Origin of the sequence: Burkholderia sp. MS455, from assembly GCF_016899445.1 — a bacterium.
Lineage (GTDB): Bacteria > Pseudomonadota > Gammaproteobacteria > Burkholderiales > Burkholderiaceae > Burkholderia > Burkholderia pyrrocinia_C.
Map to the genome: position 1 here is coordinate 182,201 of NZ_CP041777.1, position 16,747 is coordinate 198,947.

Here is a 16,747-nt window from a genome sequence, read left to right on the forward strand (position 1 = left end):
GGTCGACGAAGCGCGTCGTGTCGGGCCGTGCGCGATCAGTCGAGCCCGCCCTGGCACAGGTACTTGATCGACAGGTAGTCGTCGAGGCCGTAGCGCGAACCTTCGCGGCCGTAGCCCGATTCCTTCACGCCGCCGAACGGCGCGGCCTCGCTCGCGAGCGCACCTTCATTGATGCCGACGATGCCCGTTTCGAGCCGCGCCGACACGCGTGCGATGCGCCGGACGTCCTGCGTGTAGAAATACGCGGCGAGCCCGAACGGCGTGTCGTTCGCGGCGCCGACGGCTTCATCCTCGGTATCGAACGGAAACAGCGCGGCGACCGGCCCGAACGTCTCCTCGCAACCGAGCTGCATGCCGGCGGCCGCATCGGCGAGCACGGTCGGCGCGTAATAGTTCGGCCCCAGTTCGGGCAGGCGCCTGCCGCCCGTCAGCACGCGGGCGCCGCGCTCGAGCGCATCGTCGACATGGCGCGCGATCTTGTCGACCGCGCGTGCGTTGATCATCGGGCCGATCTGCGCGGCAGGGTCGGTTGCCGGGGCAACCTTCAACGCGCCGACCCGCGCGGCGAGCTTCGCGGCGAAGGCGTCGTAGATTCGGGCCTGCACGTACACGCGGTTCGGCGACACGCATGTCTGGCCGCCGTTGCGGAACTTGGCGGCCATCAGCCCGTCGACGGCGGCGTCGAGCTCGGCATCGTCGAACACGATGAACGGCGCATTGCCGCCGAGCTCGAGCGACAGCTTCTTGAGCGTCGCGGCCGATTCGCGTGCGAGCAGCTTGCCGACGGGCGTCGATCCCGTAAACGTGATCTTGCGCACGCGGCCGTCGGCGAGCCAGTCGGCCACCGCGTCGATGCCGTGCTCGCGCGATGCGGCGATCACGTTCAGCACGCCGGGCGGCACGCCGGCTTCCTGCGCGAGGAACGCCAGCGCGAGTGCCGTGAGCGGCGTGTCCTCGGCCGGCTTCGCGACGACCGTGCAGCCGGCCGCGAGCGCGGGCGCGATCTTGCGCGCGATCATCGCGAGCGGGAAATTCCACGGCGTGATCGCGGCGACGACGCCGATCGGCTCCTTGACCGCACTCAGCCGCTTGCCGCGCTGCTGTTGCGGAATCAGGTCGCCGTAGGTGCGGGTCGCTTCCTCGGCAAACCACAGCACATACGACGCGCCATACGCGACTTCGCCGCGCGCTTCGGCGAGCGGCTTGCCCTGTTCGCGCGACATCAGTTTCGCGAGATCGTCGGTGTGCGCGACGATCGCCGCATGCCATGCGCGCAGGATCGCCGCGCGTTCGCGGGCCGGCGTCGCGCGCCACGCGGGCAGCGCGCGCACGGCCGCGTCGGTCGCGGCACGTGCGTCGGCCGCACCGCTGTCGGGCACGTCGGCCACGCGCTCGAGCGTCGCCGGATCGGTGATCGTGAAGCGACGGCCGTCGAGCGCGTCGCGCCACGCGCCGTCGATCAGGTTTGCACTGCGAACGAGTTCGGTGCGGGAGAGGGTAAGTGACATGGCAGATCCTTGGATGAGGGCGGCTCGACGGCGGCAGGCGGGCGCGTCGCGACGACGGGCGTACGGCGTGGCCGCCGCCCGCCGCTCGTCAGTGCCGTTCGCCGAACAGCGATTCGAGCGGGTAGTGCCGCTTGACGAACGGCGACTTGATGATCACGTAGCTGAAATACTTCTCGATGCCGATGTTCTGCTCGAGCAGCCCTTCGACGATCGTCTGGTAGTGGCTCACGCTGCGCGTGACGAACTTGAGCAGATAGTCGTAGCCGCCGCTCGCGAGATGGCACTCGACGATCTCGTCGACATCGCGGATCGCCGCGACGAACCGGTCGAAGTCCTCGCGCCGGTGGTCGGCGAGCGTGACCTCGGTAAACACCACCTGCACGTCGCCGAGCTTCTCGAGCTGGATGTGCGCGCCGTACCCGGCGATGTAGCCGGCTTTTTCGAGCCGCTTCACGCGGATCAGGCACGGGCTCGGCGACAGCCCGACCGCATCGGCCAGTTCGACGTTGGTCATGCGCCCGCGCTTCTGCAACTGGGAAAGAATGCGCAGGTCGATCCGGTCTAGCTTGCTGTCCGTCATGTTCGCGTGAGAAGGCAGAAATGGAATGTCCGGTTACTTTAGAGTCGAACGGTAGCCGCCACAAGTCCGGCTTTCCCTCGCCCGCTTCATGCCCGCGTCATGCCGGCTGCGCGTGGGCGGCGTCGAGCGCGCGCTGCACGCCCGCGTCGGCCAGCACGTCGTCGAGCGTCTTGCGCACGCGTTCGAACATCAGGTCGAACTCGCCCGCGGTGAAGCTCAGTGCCGGCGCGAAACCGAGCACGCCGTCGCCGAATGCGCGGAACACCACGCCGTTCGCGTACGCGGCGGCGGCGATCTTGTCGGGCAGGTTCAGCGCCGGGTCGATGCGCGTCTTGCGTGCCTTGTCGGCCACCAGCTCGAGCGCGCCGAGCAGGCCGACCGAACGGGCGTCGCCGACGAGCGGATGCGCGCGCAGCGCATCGAGCCCCGCGGCGAAACGCGGCGCCATCGCCTGGCCGTTCGCGAGCAGCCCGCCTTCGTGATAGAGCTTCAGCACTTCGAGGCCGATCGCGGCGCTGACCGGATGCGCGGAATACGTGTGGCCGTGCCCGACCACCGCCGTGTCGGCGCGGCTGCCCGCGATACCTTCATAGATTTCGTCGGACATCAGCACCGCGCCCATCGGCGCATAACCGGCCGTCAGCCCTTTCGCGACGGTCATCAAGTCCGGATCGAGCTGCTCGGTCTCGCACGCGAACAGCGGGCCGGTGCGGCCGAAGCCGGTAATCACCTCGTCGGCGACGAACAGGATGCCGAGGCGCCGGCATGCGTCGCGCATCGCCTTCAGCCAGCCCGCGGGCGGCACGATCACGCCGCCGGAGCCCTGTACCGGCTCGCAGAAGAACGCGGCGACGTTGTCCGCGCCGAGTTCCGCGACCTTCGCTTCGAGCGCGGCGACGGACGCGGCGATCAGCGCCTGCGGATCGTCGCCGAGCGGGTGGCGATACGGGTAGGGCGACGGAATGTGGTGCTGGTCGGCGCGCGGCAGATCGAAATGGCGATGGAACGCGGGCAATGCGGTGAGCCCGGCGCCGATCGACGACGAGCCGTGATAGCCGCGCTCGAGCGCGATCATGTGCTTCTTCGACGGGCGGCCGGTCGCGTTGAAATAGTGCGTGATGAAGCGCACCGCGGAATCGACGGCGTCCGAGCCGCCGAGCGTGAAGTACACGCGGTTCAGCGACGCGGGCGCGAGCGCCGCGAGCCGCTCGGCAAGCTCGATCGCGGGCTGCGATCCGAAATGGAAATAGCCGGTTGCGTAGGGCAGCTTCGCCATCTGGTCGGCCGCGGCCTTCACGATGCTGTCGCGGCCGTAGCCGACGTTCACGCACCACAGGCCGGAAAACGCGTCGAGCAGCGTGTGGCCTTGCGCGTCGCGCAGGAACACGCCGTCGGCGGAGTCGAGCACGGTGACGCCGCGCGTCTCGTGCGTACGGTAATTGACGACCGGATGAATCAGGTGTTGACGATCGGCTTCGATCAGCGCGGAGTAGGTCATGGCAGGGCGGGACTCTCGTTGGGTGTCAGCGTGAGTTCATGCTACCGGGCGGGAAATCCGCACGCGTCTTCAATTTCCCGCTTGAAACGTATGGATACGGCGTTTGCACGGGGCGCTTCGGCATTTTCTGCTGCACGCCCCGCCGGGTCGGGCACGCGCGTCAGTAACCGCGCATGCGATCGACGACGCCGATCATCGGCTGGCCCGCGCGATGGCGCGCGAGGTTCGCGAGCACGGCATCGACCGCGGTATCGGGCCGCGTCGCGCTCGCGATGTGCGGCGTGATCCGGATGCGCGGATGGGCCCAGAACGGGTGTCCGGCCGGCAAAGGTTCGGGGTCCGTCACGTCGAGGATCGCGCTGTCGAGGCGGCCGCTGTCGAGCGCGGCGAGCAGCGCGGCCGCGTCGAGCTGCGGGCCGCGACCGACCTGCACGAGCGATGCGCCGGCCGGCAGCGCGTCGAACACGCGCGCGCCGAGCAGCCCGCGCGTGCCGTCCGTCAGCGGCAGCAGGCAGATCAGGATGTCGGTGCGGGCCAGGAACGCATCGAGCGCCGCGTCGCCCGCGTAACAGTCGATGCCGTCGAGCGTGCGCGGCGTGCGGCTCCAGCCGGCGCACGGGAAGCCGAAGCGCCGCAGCGTGTCGAGCACGGCCTGCCCGAGCGTGCCGAGCCCGAGCACGCCGACGCGGCGGGATGCGGCCGCGCGCACCGGCCGCTCGTGCCAGGCCTGCGCGCGTTGCTGCGCCGCGTAGTCGAACAGGTCGCGATGGATCGTCAGCACGGCCTGCGTCACGTATTCGACCATGCCGTCGACGATGCCGGGCTCGATCATCCGCACGACCGGAATGTGCGCGGGCACGCGCGACAGGTCGAATTGATCGATGCCGGCGCCGACCGAAAACACGATCTCGAGGTTCGGCAGCAGCGCGACCGGATCGTCGGGCGGCTGCCATGCGGCGAGGTAGCGCACCGCGCGCGGATCGCCGATGTCCGGCCAGATCCGGAACGCGAGATCGGGCGCCTGTTGCGCGAAGCGCTGCGCCCATTGTGCGCCGCGCACCGGGTCGGCCTTGTAGAGGAAGCTCATCGTGCGTGCCGCTCAGCCGAGCGCCTGGTTGACGATGGCGAACGCGCGCAGCGCCGGATCGCGCGCGGGCGCCGCACCGCGCGCCATCGCGACGACGGTATCGACGCGCGGCAGGCCGAGCCCCTGCAGCCAGTCCGACAGCCCGCTGTCGCCGGGCACGTCGACGCGCACGAACATGCCTTCGTGCAGCGCGAGCCAGTGGCTGATCAGCGCCTGCGCGCGCAGCGCGTCCGGTGCGATCACCGGGCCGATCGCGTGACCGCGGCCGAAACGGCGAAACAGCGCGAAGCCGAGCAGTTCGCCGTCGCGATCGAGCGCGATCCCGTTGGCCACGCCGAGCAGCGCATCGACCACCGCATCGCGCGGGTAGCCGGCCGCGCGCGCTGCGAGCGCCGCGAGTCGCGGGCCGTCGTTGGTGCCGAGCGGCCGCAGCCGCTCGCCGGGCGGCAGCGAAATCAGCGGCGGCTGGAACGCGGCGCCCTGGTGCTGGTCGATCGTGCCGATCGCACTGAATCCGAACTTCACGTAGAGCGACTCGCCGGCCGGCGTCGCATGCAGGAACACGGTCCGCGGGCCGAGGCTGTCGACGACGCGCGCGAGCAGTTCGCGGCCGATGCCGCGGCCCTGGCGCTCGGGCGACACGATCACCATGCCGAGCGATGCGTGCGACTCGCCGAAGCGCCAGCCGAGCGCGGTGCCGACGATGCCGGATTCGTCTTCGGCGACGAAGCCGCTGCCGAGCTGGAGCGCGAAGCGCCAGTCGTCGAGCCGGTGCGGCCACTTGACCGCCTCCGACAGCCGGTGCGCGGCGGGCAGGTCGGTTTCGGCGAACGGGCGATAGGTAAGCGTGCTGGAAGAATTGAGGTCGGCCACGCCGGACTCCGGATGGGTAGGAATGACATCTCGACTCTGCCAGCGCCGCCGCGGCGCGGATAGGACGATTCGCCTGTTTTCCGGCGGCAGCGGCCGCTCGCGTCAGATCGACGCAAACCCGCTCGATCGGCGCGAACGAACACGCGTATCGTGCCGGCGCGCGCTGCCGATCCGGCAACTCCTGCTGTGGGAATGCCACTACGATGAAGGCACGGTGTCGCTGCCGCTTGCCGGCGAGCCGCGTCGGCCGGCAGCCTGCCCGGGTTTTCGCGAGGCTCGCCGGATCGTGCCGCACATCGTGCTGCACGATCCGGGCAACTCGCGGCGATTGTGCGTTTTGGGCGGCGCCGAACGATGTGCGAACGACTTTTTGCCCTGATTCAATTTCGTTGAACCCAGCCCGTCCCCGGCCCTGCCGGGGCTTCACACCGACAGGACGTCATCATGATCCAATTTGAACCGAAGTTCATCACGTTCGACTGCTACGGCACGCTGACCCGCTTCCGGATGGCGGAGCTTGCGCGCGAGATTTACGCGGACCGGCTGTCGCCGGTCGCGATGGAGGACTTCGTGCGCGCGTTCGCCGCTTATCGGCTCGACGAGGTGCTCGGCGCCTGGAAGCCGTACCGCGATGTCCTCGTCAACGCGATCCGTCGCACCTGCGCGCGGATCGGCGTGACGTTCGACGAAGCCGAGGCCGAGCGTTTCTATCATGCGGTTCCGACCTGGGGCCCGCATCCGGACGTGCCGGCCGGCCTGTCGCGACTCGCGAAGAAGTACAAGCTGGTGATCCTGTCGAACGCAATGGACGACCAGATCATGAGCAACGTCGACAAGCTCGGCGCGCCGTTCCATGCGGTGTTCACCGCGCAGCAGGCGCAGTCGTACAAGCCGCGGATGCAGGGCTTCGAATACATGTTCGGCAAGCTCGGCTGCAAGCCCGAGGACGTGCTGCACGTGTCGTCGAGCCTGCGCTACGACCTGATGACGGCCGAGGATCTCGGCATCAAGCACAAGGCGTTCGTCAATCGCGGCCACGAGCCCGGCACGCCGTTCTACAACTACTACGAGGTGTCCGACATCGGCCATCTCGCGACGCAGCTCGGCCTGTAAGCGCCGCGCCGGCTGCGCGCGAATGTGCCGTGCGACGCGCAGCCACCCGGGCACACCCGGGGCGAATCCAGGAGCGGCCGGCCCGGCCGCTTCGTCGTGCGCGTACGATCGGCGCACGAAACAAGGGTAATTACCGATGCGATGACGTTCAAGGTAGAGCCGCCAGCGCCGATATATGTACCGAATGGTTAATATCGCGAGGCTCCCGCATGAAGTTGTCCACGAAACTGCTGATGCTCGTCGCGGCTGCGCTGCTCGGCGTCGTATTGCTCGCCGCGATGTCGCTGCAGACGCTGCGCGGCGCGCTGATCGACAGCCGTCGCGAAGAGATCGTCATTCTCTTGACGAAGGCCGAACATCTGGTCAATTCGTACCGCGCGTTGCAGGCGAGCGGTACGCTCACCGCGGATCAGGCCCAGCAGCAGGCAAAAGCCGCGCTGTCGGCGCTCAACGCGGATACGAAAAGCTACTACTGGGTCACGACTGCCGACGGCGTCAACCTGGTTCATCCGAACGCGAAGTTCGTCGGCACGCGGGCCAAGGGCAACCGCACGACCGGCGGCCTGACCGATAGCGAGGCTTACCGCGCGGGGATGGCGCAGGCGCATTTCGCGCTCGTCGACGTGCTGGTCAAGCGCAGCCCCGACGCGGATGCGGTGCCGAAACTGCAGGGCGTGGTCGCCATTCCGGACTGGAACTGGTGGATCGGCACGGGATTCTTTTACGACGATATCGACGCGGCCTTCACCCGGCTCGCGATGGTGCTGGGCGCCATCGCGCTCGTCATCGCCGCGACGCTGGCGGCAATCGCATGGGGCGTCCTGCGCAGCGTCAGGCGCACGCTGGGCGGCGAGCCGGCGCACGCGACGCACATCGCGGCGCGCATCGCCGCCGGAGAACTGGACGTCGAGTTCGATGCGGCCAAGGCCGCGCCGGGCAGCCTGCTTGCGGCGCTCGGCGAAATGAAGGCGCGCCTGACCGAGACGATCGCCGAAATCCAGACCACGACCCACTCGATCGCCGTCGGCACCGGCGAGATCGCGCAAGGCAACCTGGACCTGTCGCAACGCACGGAGGAACAGGCCGCGTCGCTGCAGGAAACGGTCGCCAGCATGGAACAGATCACGTCGACGGTCAGACAGAATGCCGAGAATGCGCGTCAGGCCAATGCGCTCGTCACCACGGCCAAGGAGGCGACCGAACTCGGCGGTGCCGCCGTGCAGGAGGTCGTCGAAACGATGCGGCAGATTTCCGAAGAGTCGGTGCGGATCGCCGACATTACCGTCGTGATCGAAAGCATCGCGTTCCAGACCAACATTCTCGCGCTCAACGCCGCGGTCGAAGCGGCGCGAGCCGGCGAGGAAGGGCGCGGGTTCGCGGTCGTGGCCTCGGAGGTCCGCTCGCTTGCCCAGCGCAGCGCCGCGGCGGCGAAGGACATCAAGGGGCTGATCGAGGTGTCGGTCGAGAAGGTCGGCAGCGGCAGCCGGCTCGTCGAGGCGGCGGGGACGCGCATGACGGAGATCGTCCGGTCGATCGACCGGGTGGCCGACATCATGGGCGAGATCTCCACGGCCTCCGCCGAGCAAAGCACCGGCATCGAACAGGTGGGCAAGGCGGTGTCGCAAATGGACGAAGTCACGCAGCAGAACGCCGCGCTCGTGGAGCAGGCTGCCGCGGCCGCTTCCTCGCTGGATGAACAGGCGGCACGGTTGAGGTCCGCGGTAGCGGTGTTCCGGCTGGCCGGCTGAGCGGCCTGCCGGGGGAGAAACCGGGCGCGGCGCGCATGCGCGGCCCGCCCCGCGTCAGAAGATCACATACACCTTGCGCATCGTCTCGCGCACGTCCCACAGCCCTTCGGTGTTCGCGGCGAAGAACAGCGCGTCGCCCGCGCCGAACTCGATCGCTTCCTCGCCATCCGGCGCGAACGTGCCGGCGCCGGCGAGGAAATGCATCACCTCCGCTTCCTTCACTCCGCGCCGGTAAGTGCCCCGCGTGCATTCGAACACGCCGGTGTCGAACGCCTCGCTGCCCGGGATCACGACCTGCCGCCCCGACACGCGGGCGCGCCCGGTGCCGGGCAATCCGGCCGTGCCCCGGTCTTCGGGCAAGTCGGTGTCGACGGAGCGGGAAATCTTCTGAACTTTCATGCGCGGGTGTCCTCGCGGTGGTGGGAAATCGCTCCGGCGCGGCGGCTGCGAGGGCGGCTCACGGTCGCACGCGCGCGCGGCCGGCGCCCGGGACATTTCGCTCGTTTCGACCCGCAGCGGCCCGCGAGCGTGCAATCGACGCAAAACATGCGGTTTGGGGCCGTCGAACGCGTTTCGGATGCCGAACGGGCAATTTTGTCGGTGCAATCTGCGGCGGCCGTCGCTTTACGATTCTCTTCGTCGCGCATGTGTCGCGGGGCGACGGGAAGACAACGCGGCACACGCGCTCGCGCAGCAATTCATGCTGCGCGGACGGCCCAAAACGGTCGAATCGTGTCGTGCAGGTGCCCCGAATCGCGACAACCGCCATTTTGGCGGTGCTTAAATGAACTCAATGCGTAAGACGTTGCACTTGCTACCAGCAGGCGGGCGCGACGGGAACCACGAACCACGCTGGACCCCAGGACCCACTTTCCACAGTCAGGAGCAGTTCGGATGAGCGACGATATCGACAACGGCGGAGATCACCGCGGCTTCACGCGCCGCGACATGATGCGGATCATGGCGGCGGGCGGCATGATGGCCACCGGCGCCGGCGGACTGCTGATGGGCACGCAGCCGGCGTTCGCCGCGCCCGCGCCGAAGCGCGGCGGCAAGATCCGCGTGGCCAACGAATCCAGCTCGACGGCCGATACGCTCGACCCGGCCAAGGGCTCGACGGGCGCCGACTACGTCCGCTTCTTCATGTTCTACAGCGGCCTCACGCAGCTCGATGCGAGCCTGACGCCGCAGATGAATCTCGCCGAGTCGCTGCAGACGACCGATGCGAAGACCTGGATCGTCAAGCTGCGCAAGGGCGTCACGTTCCACGACGGGAAACCGGTCGGGCCGGCCGACGTCGTGTTCTCGCTGATGCGCCACAAGAACGCGGCGACCGCATCGAAGGTCAAGCCGCTCGCCGACCAGTTCGCCGACGCGAAGGCGACCGGCCCGGACGAAGTCACGCTGACGCTCACGAGCGCGAACGCCGATCTGCCGGTGATCCTCGCGACGCCGCAACTCGTGATCGTCAAGGACGGCACGACCGACTTCACGACCGGCATCGGCTGCGGCCCATACAAGCTGAAGGCGTTCAAGCCGGGCGTGTCGACGGTCGGCGTGCGCAACGACAGCTACTTCAAGCCCGGGATGCCGTATCTCGACGAGATCGAGCTGATCGGCATCAGCGACAGCGCCGCGCGCCTGAACGCGCTGCTGTCCGGCGACGTGCACCTGATCAACGCGATCGATCCGCGCTCGACGCAGCGCGTCGCGTCGACGCCCGGCTATGCGCTGAAGGAAACCAAGTCGGGGCTCTATACCGACCTCATCATGCGCAGCGAAAGCCCGCTGACCGCGAACCCCGATTTCGTCGAAGGGATGAAGTACCTGTTCGATCGCGAGCAGATCCGTTCGGCCGTGTTTCGCGGCTACGCGGTGATCGGCAACGACCAGCCGATTCCGCCGGGCCATCGCTACTTCAACGCGTCGCTGCCGCAACGGTCGTACGATCCGGACAAGGCCAAGTTCCTGTTCCGCAAGGCGGGCGCGCTCGGCGTCGCGCTGCCGCCGGTCTATGCGACGTCCGACGCGAACGGGTCGATCGAAATGGCCGTGCTGCTGCAGCAGGCCGGCCAGAAGATCGGGCTGAACCTGCAGGTGAACCGCGTGTCGCCCGACGGCTACTGGTCGAACCACTGGATGAAGCACCCGCTCGGCTTCGGCAACATCAACCCGCGTTCGAGCGCCGACGTGCTGTTCACGCAGTTCTTCAAGTCGGACGCACCGTGGAACGAGTCGGGCTGGAAGAATGCGAAGTTCGACCAGTTGCTGCTCGCCGCGCGTTCGGAGACCGACGATGCGAAGCGCAAGCAGATGTACGGCGAAATGCAGGCGATCGTCGCGCAGCAGGGCAGGGTCGGCATCCCCGCGTTCATCAGTTTCCTCGACGGGTACGACAAGCGGCTCGCGGGCCTCGGCTCGATTCCGACCGGCCCGATGATGGGCGGCATGTTCGCCGAACACGTATGGTGGAACGCCTGACGCCGTCGCCTGCCGCCGCCGCGCGGCCGGTGCGGGCCACCGCCCCGGCCGCGCGCGGCCTTTCCGGGAGTGCCGCTGCATGAACCGAATCCTCATCGGGCTGATCGGCCGGCGCATCGCGGTCACCGCGCTGACGTTGCTGATCGTGTCCGCGATCATCTTCACGATCACGAATCTGCTGCCGGGCGATGCCGCGCAGGCCGCGCTCGGCCAGTCGGCGACGCCGGAAACGATCGCCGCGCTGCGCCAGCAGTTCGGCCTCGACATGCCGGCGCACGTGCGCTACGTGCACTGGCTCACCGGGCTGCTGCACGGCGATTTCGGCCGCTCGCTGTCCGGCGACATGCCGGTGTCGGACATGATCGGCGGGCGCCTGCCGAAGTCGCTCGCGCTCGCGGCGATCACGACCGCCGTATCGGTGCCGATCGCGCTGCTGCTCGGGATACTCGCGGCGGTCAAGCGCGAGTCGGTGGTCGATCGCGTGATCAGCCTCGGCACGCTGTCGCTCGTCGCGACGCCGGAATTCCTGATCGCGACGGTCGCCGTGCTCGTGCTGGCCGTGAAGCTGCACTGGCTGTCCGCGCTGTCGTACAGCGGCCCGATCGAAAGCGTCCACGATTTCCTGCGCGCGTATGCGATGCCGGTGCTCACGCTGTGCGCGGTCGTGATCGCGCAGATGGCGCGGATGACGCGCGCCGCGGTGATCGAGCAACTGAGCGCGTCGTATGTCGAGATGGCCGTGCTCAAGGGCGCGAGCCCCGCGCGCGTCGTGCTGCGCCATGCGCTGCCGAACGCGATCGGGCCGATTGCCAATGCGGTCGCACTGAGCCTGTCGTATCTGCTCGGCGGCGTGATCGTCGTCGAGACGATCTTCAACTATCCGGGCCTCGCCAGCCTGATGGTCGATGCGGTCGGCAACCGCGACTTCCCGCTGGTCCAGGCGTGCACGCTGATCTTCTGCGTCGCGTACCTGACGCTCGTGCTGTTCGCCGACCTGTGTTCGATCGTGTCGAACCCGCGACTGCGGACCTGAGCGTCCCGTCCTTCTCCCGAGATGCCGAACATGCACCCGACCGAACCCGTACAACGCAGCAGCGCGCTGCCGCCGCCCGGCGATCCGCGCCCGTCGTGGGGCGACACGCCGCCTGCCGCACCGTCCCCCGAGCAGCCGCGCAAGCGCCGCGCGATGCGCCCGGCACTGACCACCGGCGGCTGGATCGGCCTGTCGATGGCCGGCCTGATGCTGTTCGTCGCGGTGTTCGCGCCGCTGCTCGCACCGCACGACGTCGGCTCGATCGTGACGCCCGACGTGTTCGCGCCGTTCAGCGCGAAGCTGCCGTTCGGCTCCGACTTCCTCGGCCGCGACATGCTGAGCCGGATCCTGTACGGCACGCGGCTGACCGTGCTGCTCGCGCTCGCGGCGGTGCTGCTCGCCGCACTGACCGGCACGACGCTCGGGCTGCTCGCGACGGTGTCGGGCCGCGCGGTGGACGAGACGATGAGCCGGCTGCTCGACGCGCTCACGTCGATTCCGTCGAAGATGTTCGCGCTGATGTTCGTCGCCGCGTTCGGCTCGTCGCTGCCGCTGCTGATCCTGACCGCCGCGGTCAGCTACATGCCGGGCTCGTACCGGATCGCGCGCGCGCTGGCCGTGAACATCAGCACGCTCGAATTCGTGCAGGTGGCGCGGGCACGCGGCGAGAGCGCGCTGTACATCGCGTGCGTCGAGATGCTGCCGAACATGATTCACCCGATGCTCGCCGACACGGGGCTGCGCTTCACATTCGTCGTGCTGCTGCTGAGCGGCCTGAGCTTTCTCGGGCTCGGCGTGCAGCCGCCGTACGCGGACCTTGGCTCGCTCGTGCGCGAGAACATCGCGAGCCTCGGCGATGGCTCGGCCGTCGCGATCATGCCCGCGGTCGCGATCGCGATCCTGACGGTGGGCGTCAACCTGTTGATCGACGGCCTGCCGCATCGCGGCCGCCGCAAGGGCGCGGCCGCCGCCGCGGGAGAACACTGATGCGACATGAATCGACTCCGCTCGTCGAGGTCAGCGGGCTGCGTGTCGTCGGCGGCCGCCCGGGCGGCGCGGAAACGACGATCGTCCACGGCGTCGACTTCGAGATCCAGCGCGGCGAGGTGCTCGCGCTGATCGGCGAGTCCGGCTCCGGCAAGACGACGATCGCGCTGGCGTTGATGGGCCATGCGCGCGCCGGCTGCCGGATCGCGGGCGGCTCGGTGATGCTCGCCGGCACCGACGTATGCGCGCTGTCCGCGCCGGCGCTGACCGCGCTGCGCGGCCGCAAGGTCGCGTACATCGCGCAGAGCGCGGCCGCCGCGTTCAACCCGTCGCGCACGATCCTCGACCAGGTGATCGAGAGCGCGCTGATTCACCGGACGATGTCGAAGCGCGACGCGCAGGCGAAGGCGGTCGAGCTGTTCCGCGCGCTCGCGCTGCCGGAGCCGGAAACGATCGGCAAGCGCTATCCGCACCAGGTGTCGGGCGGCCAGTTGCAGCGGCTGATGGCGGCGATGGCGCTGATCACCGATCCGGAACTGGTGATCCTCGACGAGCCGACCACGGCGCTCGACGTGACCACGCAGATCGACGTGCTGCAGGCGTTCAAGAGCGTGATCCGGCGCTACGGCATGAGCGCGGTATACGTGTCGCACGATCTCGCGGTCGTCGCGCAGATGGCCGACCGGATCGTCGTGCTGAGCGACGGCGTGATCCGCGAGGCGGGCGATACCGAACAGATCCTGCATGCGCCCGCGCACCCGTACACGCAGAGCCTGATCGCGGCGGTCACGCCGAACGGCGCCGAACGCGACGCGAAACCCGCGGCCGCCGCGCCTGCGCCGTTGCTCGACGTGCGCGGCGCGGTCGCCGGATACGGCGCCCGCACCGCGAAGGGCCTGCCGGCGAAAGTGATCCTGCACGAAGTGGACCTGCGCATCGGGCGCGGGCAGACGGTCGGCGTGATCGGCGAATCGGGCTCGGGCAAGACGACGCTCGCGAAGGTGATCGCGGGCCTCGTGCCGGCCAACGGCGGGCAGATCCTGCTCGACGGCGAGCCGCTCGCGCTCGATATCGGCAAGCGCACGAAGGAGCAGCATCGCCGCGTGCAGATCGTGTTCCAGAACGCGGATACCGCGCTCAATCCGGTGCATACCGTCGAGCGCACGCTCGCGCGGCCGCTCGCGTTCTATCACGGGATCAAGGGCGCGCGTGCGCGGCAGCGCGTCGCGGAGCTGCTCGAACTCGTGCGGCTGCCGCCGGCGGTCGCGGGGCGGCGCACCGGCGAGCTGTCCGGCGGGCAGAAGCAGCGCGTGAACCTCGCGCGCGCACTCGCGGCGGAGCCCGACCTGATCCTGTGCGACGAAGTGACGTCGGCGCTCGATACCGTGGTCGGCGCCGCGATCATGGACTTGCTGCGCGAACTGCAGGCTAAACTCGGCGTGTCGTACGTGTTCATCACGCATGACATCGCCAAGGTGCGCGCGATCAGCGACGACATCGTCGTGCTGTACGCGGGCCGCCGCGTCGAGACGGGTAGCCGCGACGCGCTGTGCGCGCCGCCTTATCACCCGTACTCGCACCTGCTCGTGTCGTCGGCGCCGGAACTGCGCGCGGGCTGGCTCGACGATGCGGCCGAGCGTTGCCACCGGCCGCTGGTGCCGATCGGTGCGAGCGCGGACAACACCGGGCTGTGCCCGTTCCTGTCGCGCTGCCCGATGCGGATCGACGGCGTATGCAATCAAACGGCACCCGTGCTGCGCACCCTCGACAACGGCGCACAGGTGCTGTGCCATCGCAGCGAGGACGACCTGACGCGCTTCCAGGCGGAGCCGGCGGCGGTCGTCCCGCCGGTGCAGCCGGTGCGCCTGTAGCGTGTCGCACGGTTCGTTTTCCGTGCTCGCGTGCGCCGGCGATCGGCTTTCCGCACAGGCTGCCGCGGCGGTCGCGAAAAACGGTGGATTGTGCGTGCGCCGTACCCGAATACGCGGCAACTGCGCTTCTTGATGGTGATTAAATGGTTTTCAACGAGCGATCGCCGATCGTCGTCGCCGGAAGGCTTGGAAAGGATCCGATGAAACCCGAATCGTACTGGCTGGATATTCGCCGCGCGTGTCGCGCCGGCCGTGAAGGGCCCGCCGAAGGGCGGGCCGACGTGGCCGTCGCCTCTATCGTGCGTTCGGGGTCCGCGAACATCGCTCCCGGTTCGCACCCGGCGTCGGCGGCACCATGGCGCGGTTGATCGACACCGGCGCGGCCGGCACGCCGATCGAGCCGTTCGCGATCGCGCGCTTCGTCGCGCCGGCCACTATCGCGCGGGCGGCCGCATGAGGACGGCGAACATGGTCGATCTGTTCCACGAGCCGGTCGAAAGTGCGGTGCTCCGCGCTGCCGGCGTCGGGCGCCCCGTATCGACGGCCATCGACGACGTGCTGCGCACGATCGATGCGTCGTTCGCGCAGCCGCTGAATCTCGATACGCTCGCGGCGGTGGCCGGGTTGAGCGTGTCGCGTTTCACCGCGCGTTTTCGCAGCGAAATCGGGCTGTCGCCGCATCGGTATCTGTGTCTGGTACGGGTTCGGCGAGCGCAGGACTTGCTGCGCGGCGGCGTGGCGCCGTCGGTCGTGGCGACCGAGGTCGGGTTCTTCGACCAGAGTCATCTGTGCCGGCATTTCCGGCGGGTGCTCGGGATTACGCCGCGCGATTACGTGAGCGCGCGCTCGGGTGGGGCGCCGGGGCGAACCACGTCGATGCGTACGCGCGCCGAACGCCGGGACGCGTCCTGTCACGCCGCGTAAGCGCAAGCGCGGGCACGCGGTTGCGACCGGCCCTGGCTGCCCGGTGAAGACGCCTGCCGGCCATGGCGTGGTCATTAAACCGTGCTTAACGATCGCTTTGCTGGAGGTTAATCAATCGGGAAGACCTGCACCGCATAATTGGAGGCACGAACCACCAGCGGCGCGATTCAATTATTTCGCAACGAATACGCGTTATCGAACAAATCAATACTCCTGACGGTTACCGGATGCGAAGTCGCGAGAACGACGATTTCCGGGACCGCCCCAGGACACTCAACAAGATCGTCGCGCCATGCGCAGGAGCAGAAATGACCGTAGCGTTCGTGTTGCACCGTGCCGACGGCACGCCTTTGTCGACTGTTTTCCGCAGGAAGCCGTTCGGCGAGAACGACCCGTTCGGGCCACATCGTGAAATCGCATGGGAAGGCCCCGACTCGATGGCCGCGGGCCGTATCGGCTTCGTCGGCGAACTCGACGTACCGAGCTTTCCGCACATTGAAACCATCGTCGTCGTGGCAGGCGAGCTGACGCTCGAAGTGCCCGGAGCGGCGCCGTTGGTGCTCGGCCCGCAAGCAGGGGCGGTCATCGGCAGCGGCACGACGGTTCGCGTCAGCGCGGCATCGCCCGTGCTTTTCATGTTCTGCGCGGCGGCTTGCACGAACCCGACGAAGCGCGGCCTCTTCGCGCTGCGCGCCGACGCCGACTTCAAGCCGTCCGCATCGCTGCCGGCCGACGTGCTGCTCGGTCCCGCTCCGCAATGCCGCAGCGACAACGTCTTCGTCGACGACGGCGCGGATTACTGCGCGGGTACGTGGGATTCGACGCCGTATCATCGGATCGTTCGCCCGCATCGCGTGAACGAGTTCATGCAACTGCTGGCCGGCAGCGTACGCTTCGCCGCGCCTGACGGCAGCGTGCTGTCGCTCGGCGCCGGCGACGCGCTTTTCGTGCCGCGGGGCGCACCGGTCGGGTGGGAAAGCAGCGATCGCGTGGCGAAGTTCTACGTCGTGCAAAACGTCCAGGTTTCAACCGAGCAACATTGAT

General features: G+C 68.5%; 15 protein-coding genes. 9 read left to right on the forward strand and 6 right to left on the reverse strand.

What is annotated here, in order from left to right; all coding sequences use genetic code 11:
* Window positions 1-35 precede the first annotated feature (35 nt).
* The 5 genes from FPJ27_RS00795 to FPJ27_RS00815 form a co-directional block, all read right to left on the reverse strand.
* Window positions 36-1,508: an NAD-dependent succinate-semialdehyde dehydrogenase gene (locus tag FPJ27_RS00795; protein WP_204421063.1), complete on the reverse strand. Its 1,473-nt coding sequence runs from the start codon at window positions 1,506-1,508 to the stop codon at window positions 36-38.
* A gap of 88 nt (window positions 1,509-1,596) precedes the next feature.
* Complete coding sequence (locus tag FPJ27_RS00800; protein WP_034182400.1) at window positions 1,597-2,088, reverse strand: winged helix-turn-helix transcriptional regulator; 492 nt, start codon at window positions 2,086-2,088, stop codon at window positions 1,597-1,599.
* Between the two features lie 97 nt (window positions 2,089-2,185).
* The gene (locus FPJ27_RS00805) at window positions 2,186-3,586 is read right to left on the reverse strand and encodes an aspartate aminotransferase family protein (RefSeq protein WP_072440589.1); all 1,401 of its coding nucleotides are present in this window, start codon (window positions 3,584-3,586) and stop codon (window positions 2,186-2,188) included.
* 160 nt (window positions 3,587-3,746) lie between these two features.
* Window positions 3,747-4,673 (reverse strand): glyoxylate/hydroxypyruvate reductase A, encoded by a 927-nt coding sequence (locus tag FPJ27_RS00810; protein WP_072440590.1) that lies wholly within the window; start codon window positions 4,671-4,673, stop codon window positions 3,747-3,749.
* A gap of 12 nt (window positions 4,674-4,685) precedes the next feature.
* Window positions 4,686-5,546 carry a GNAT family N-acetyltransferase gene (locus tag FPJ27_RS00815; protein ID WP_204421064.1) on the reverse strand — a complete coding sequence of 287 codons (861 nt, stop codon included), beginning with the start codon at window positions 5,544-5,546 and terminating at the stop codon, window positions 4,686-4,688.
* 22 nt (window positions 5,547-5,568) lie between these two features.
* Here FPJ27_RS00815 and FPJ27_RS00820 point away from each other — a divergent pair, with 22 nt between their 5' ends.
* The 3 genes from FPJ27_RS00820 (at window position 5,569) to FPJ27_RS00830 (ending at window position 8,407) form a co-directional block, all read left to right on the forward strand.
* The gene (locus tag FPJ27_RS00820; RefSeq protein ID WP_204421065.1) at window positions 5,569-5,925 is read left to right on the forward strand and encodes a hypothetical protein; all 357 of its coding nucleotides are present in this window, start codon (window positions 5,569-5,571) and stop codon (window positions 5,923-5,925) included.
* A 65-nt stretch (window positions 5,926-5,990) separates the two neighbouring features.
* Window positions 5,991-6,659, forward strand: a complete 669-nt coding sequence (locus tag FPJ27_RS00825; RefSeq protein WP_072440596.1) for a haloacid dehalogenase type II — start codon at window positions 5,991-5,993, stop codon at window positions 6,657-6,659.
* A 209-nt stretch (window positions 6,660-6,868) separates the two neighbouring features.
* Window positions 6,869-8,407, forward strand: coding sequence for a methyl-accepting chemotaxis protein (locus FPJ27_RS00830; protein ID WP_204421233.1), 1,539 nt, complete (start codon window positions 6,869-6,871; stop codon window positions 8,405-8,407).
* Window positions 8,408-8,461: 54 nt separating this feature from the next.
* Here FPJ27_RS00830 and FPJ27_RS00835 read toward each other — a convergent pair whose 3' ends face one another.
* Window positions 8,462-8,806, reverse strand: coding sequence for a cupin domain-containing protein (locus FPJ27_RS00835; RefSeq protein WP_072440600.1), 345 nt, complete (start codon window positions 8,804-8,806; stop codon window positions 8,462-8,464).
* A gap of 495 nt (window positions 8,807-9,301) precedes the next feature.
* Here FPJ27_RS00835 and FPJ27_RS00840 point away from each other — a divergent pair, with 495 nt between their 5' ends.
* The 6 genes from FPJ27_RS00840 to FPJ27_RS00865 all read left to right on the forward strand — a co-directional run bounded on the left by FPJ27_RS00840 (window position 9,302) and on the right by FPJ27_RS00865 (window position 16,746).
* Entirely contained in the window at window positions 9,302-10,888 is a 1,587-nt protein-coding gene (locus FPJ27_RS00840; RefSeq protein WP_204421066.1) for an ABC transporter substrate-binding protein, read from the forward strand.
* 79 nt (window positions 10,889-10,967) lie between these two features.
* Entirely contained in the window at window positions 10,968-11,921 is a 954-nt protein-coding gene (locus tag FPJ27_RS00845; protein WP_204421067.1) for an ABC transporter permease, read from the forward strand.
* A 30-nt stretch (window positions 11,922-11,951) separates the two neighbouring features.
* Window positions 11,952-12,908 (forward strand): ABC transporter permease, encoded by a 957-nt coding sequence (locus FPJ27_RS00850; RefSeq protein ID WP_072440664.1) that lies wholly within the window; start codon window positions 11,952-11,954, stop codon window positions 12,906-12,908.
* Window positions 12,908-14,779, forward strand: a complete 1,872-nt coding sequence (locus FPJ27_RS00855) for an ABC transporter ATP-binding protein (RefSeq protein ID WP_204421068.1) — start codon at window positions 12,908-12,910, stop codon at window positions 14,777-14,779. Before FPJ27_RS00850 ends, FPJ27_RS00855 begins: the two co-directional genes overlap by 1 nt.
* A 468-nt stretch (window positions 14,780-15,247) precedes the next feature.
* Window positions 15,248-15,703: an AraC family transcriptional regulator gene (locus FPJ27_RS00860; RefSeq protein ID WP_072440665.1), complete on the forward strand. Its 456-nt coding sequence runs from the start codon at window positions 15,248-15,250 to the stop codon at window positions 15,701-15,703.
* Window positions 15,704-16,011: 308 nt separating this feature from the next.
* Window positions 16,012-16,746, forward strand: a complete 735-nt coding sequence (locus FPJ27_RS00865; protein WP_204421069.1) for a cupin domain-containing protein — start codon at window positions 16,012-16,014, stop codon at window positions 16,744-16,746.
* Window position 16,747 lies beyond the last annotated feature (1 nt).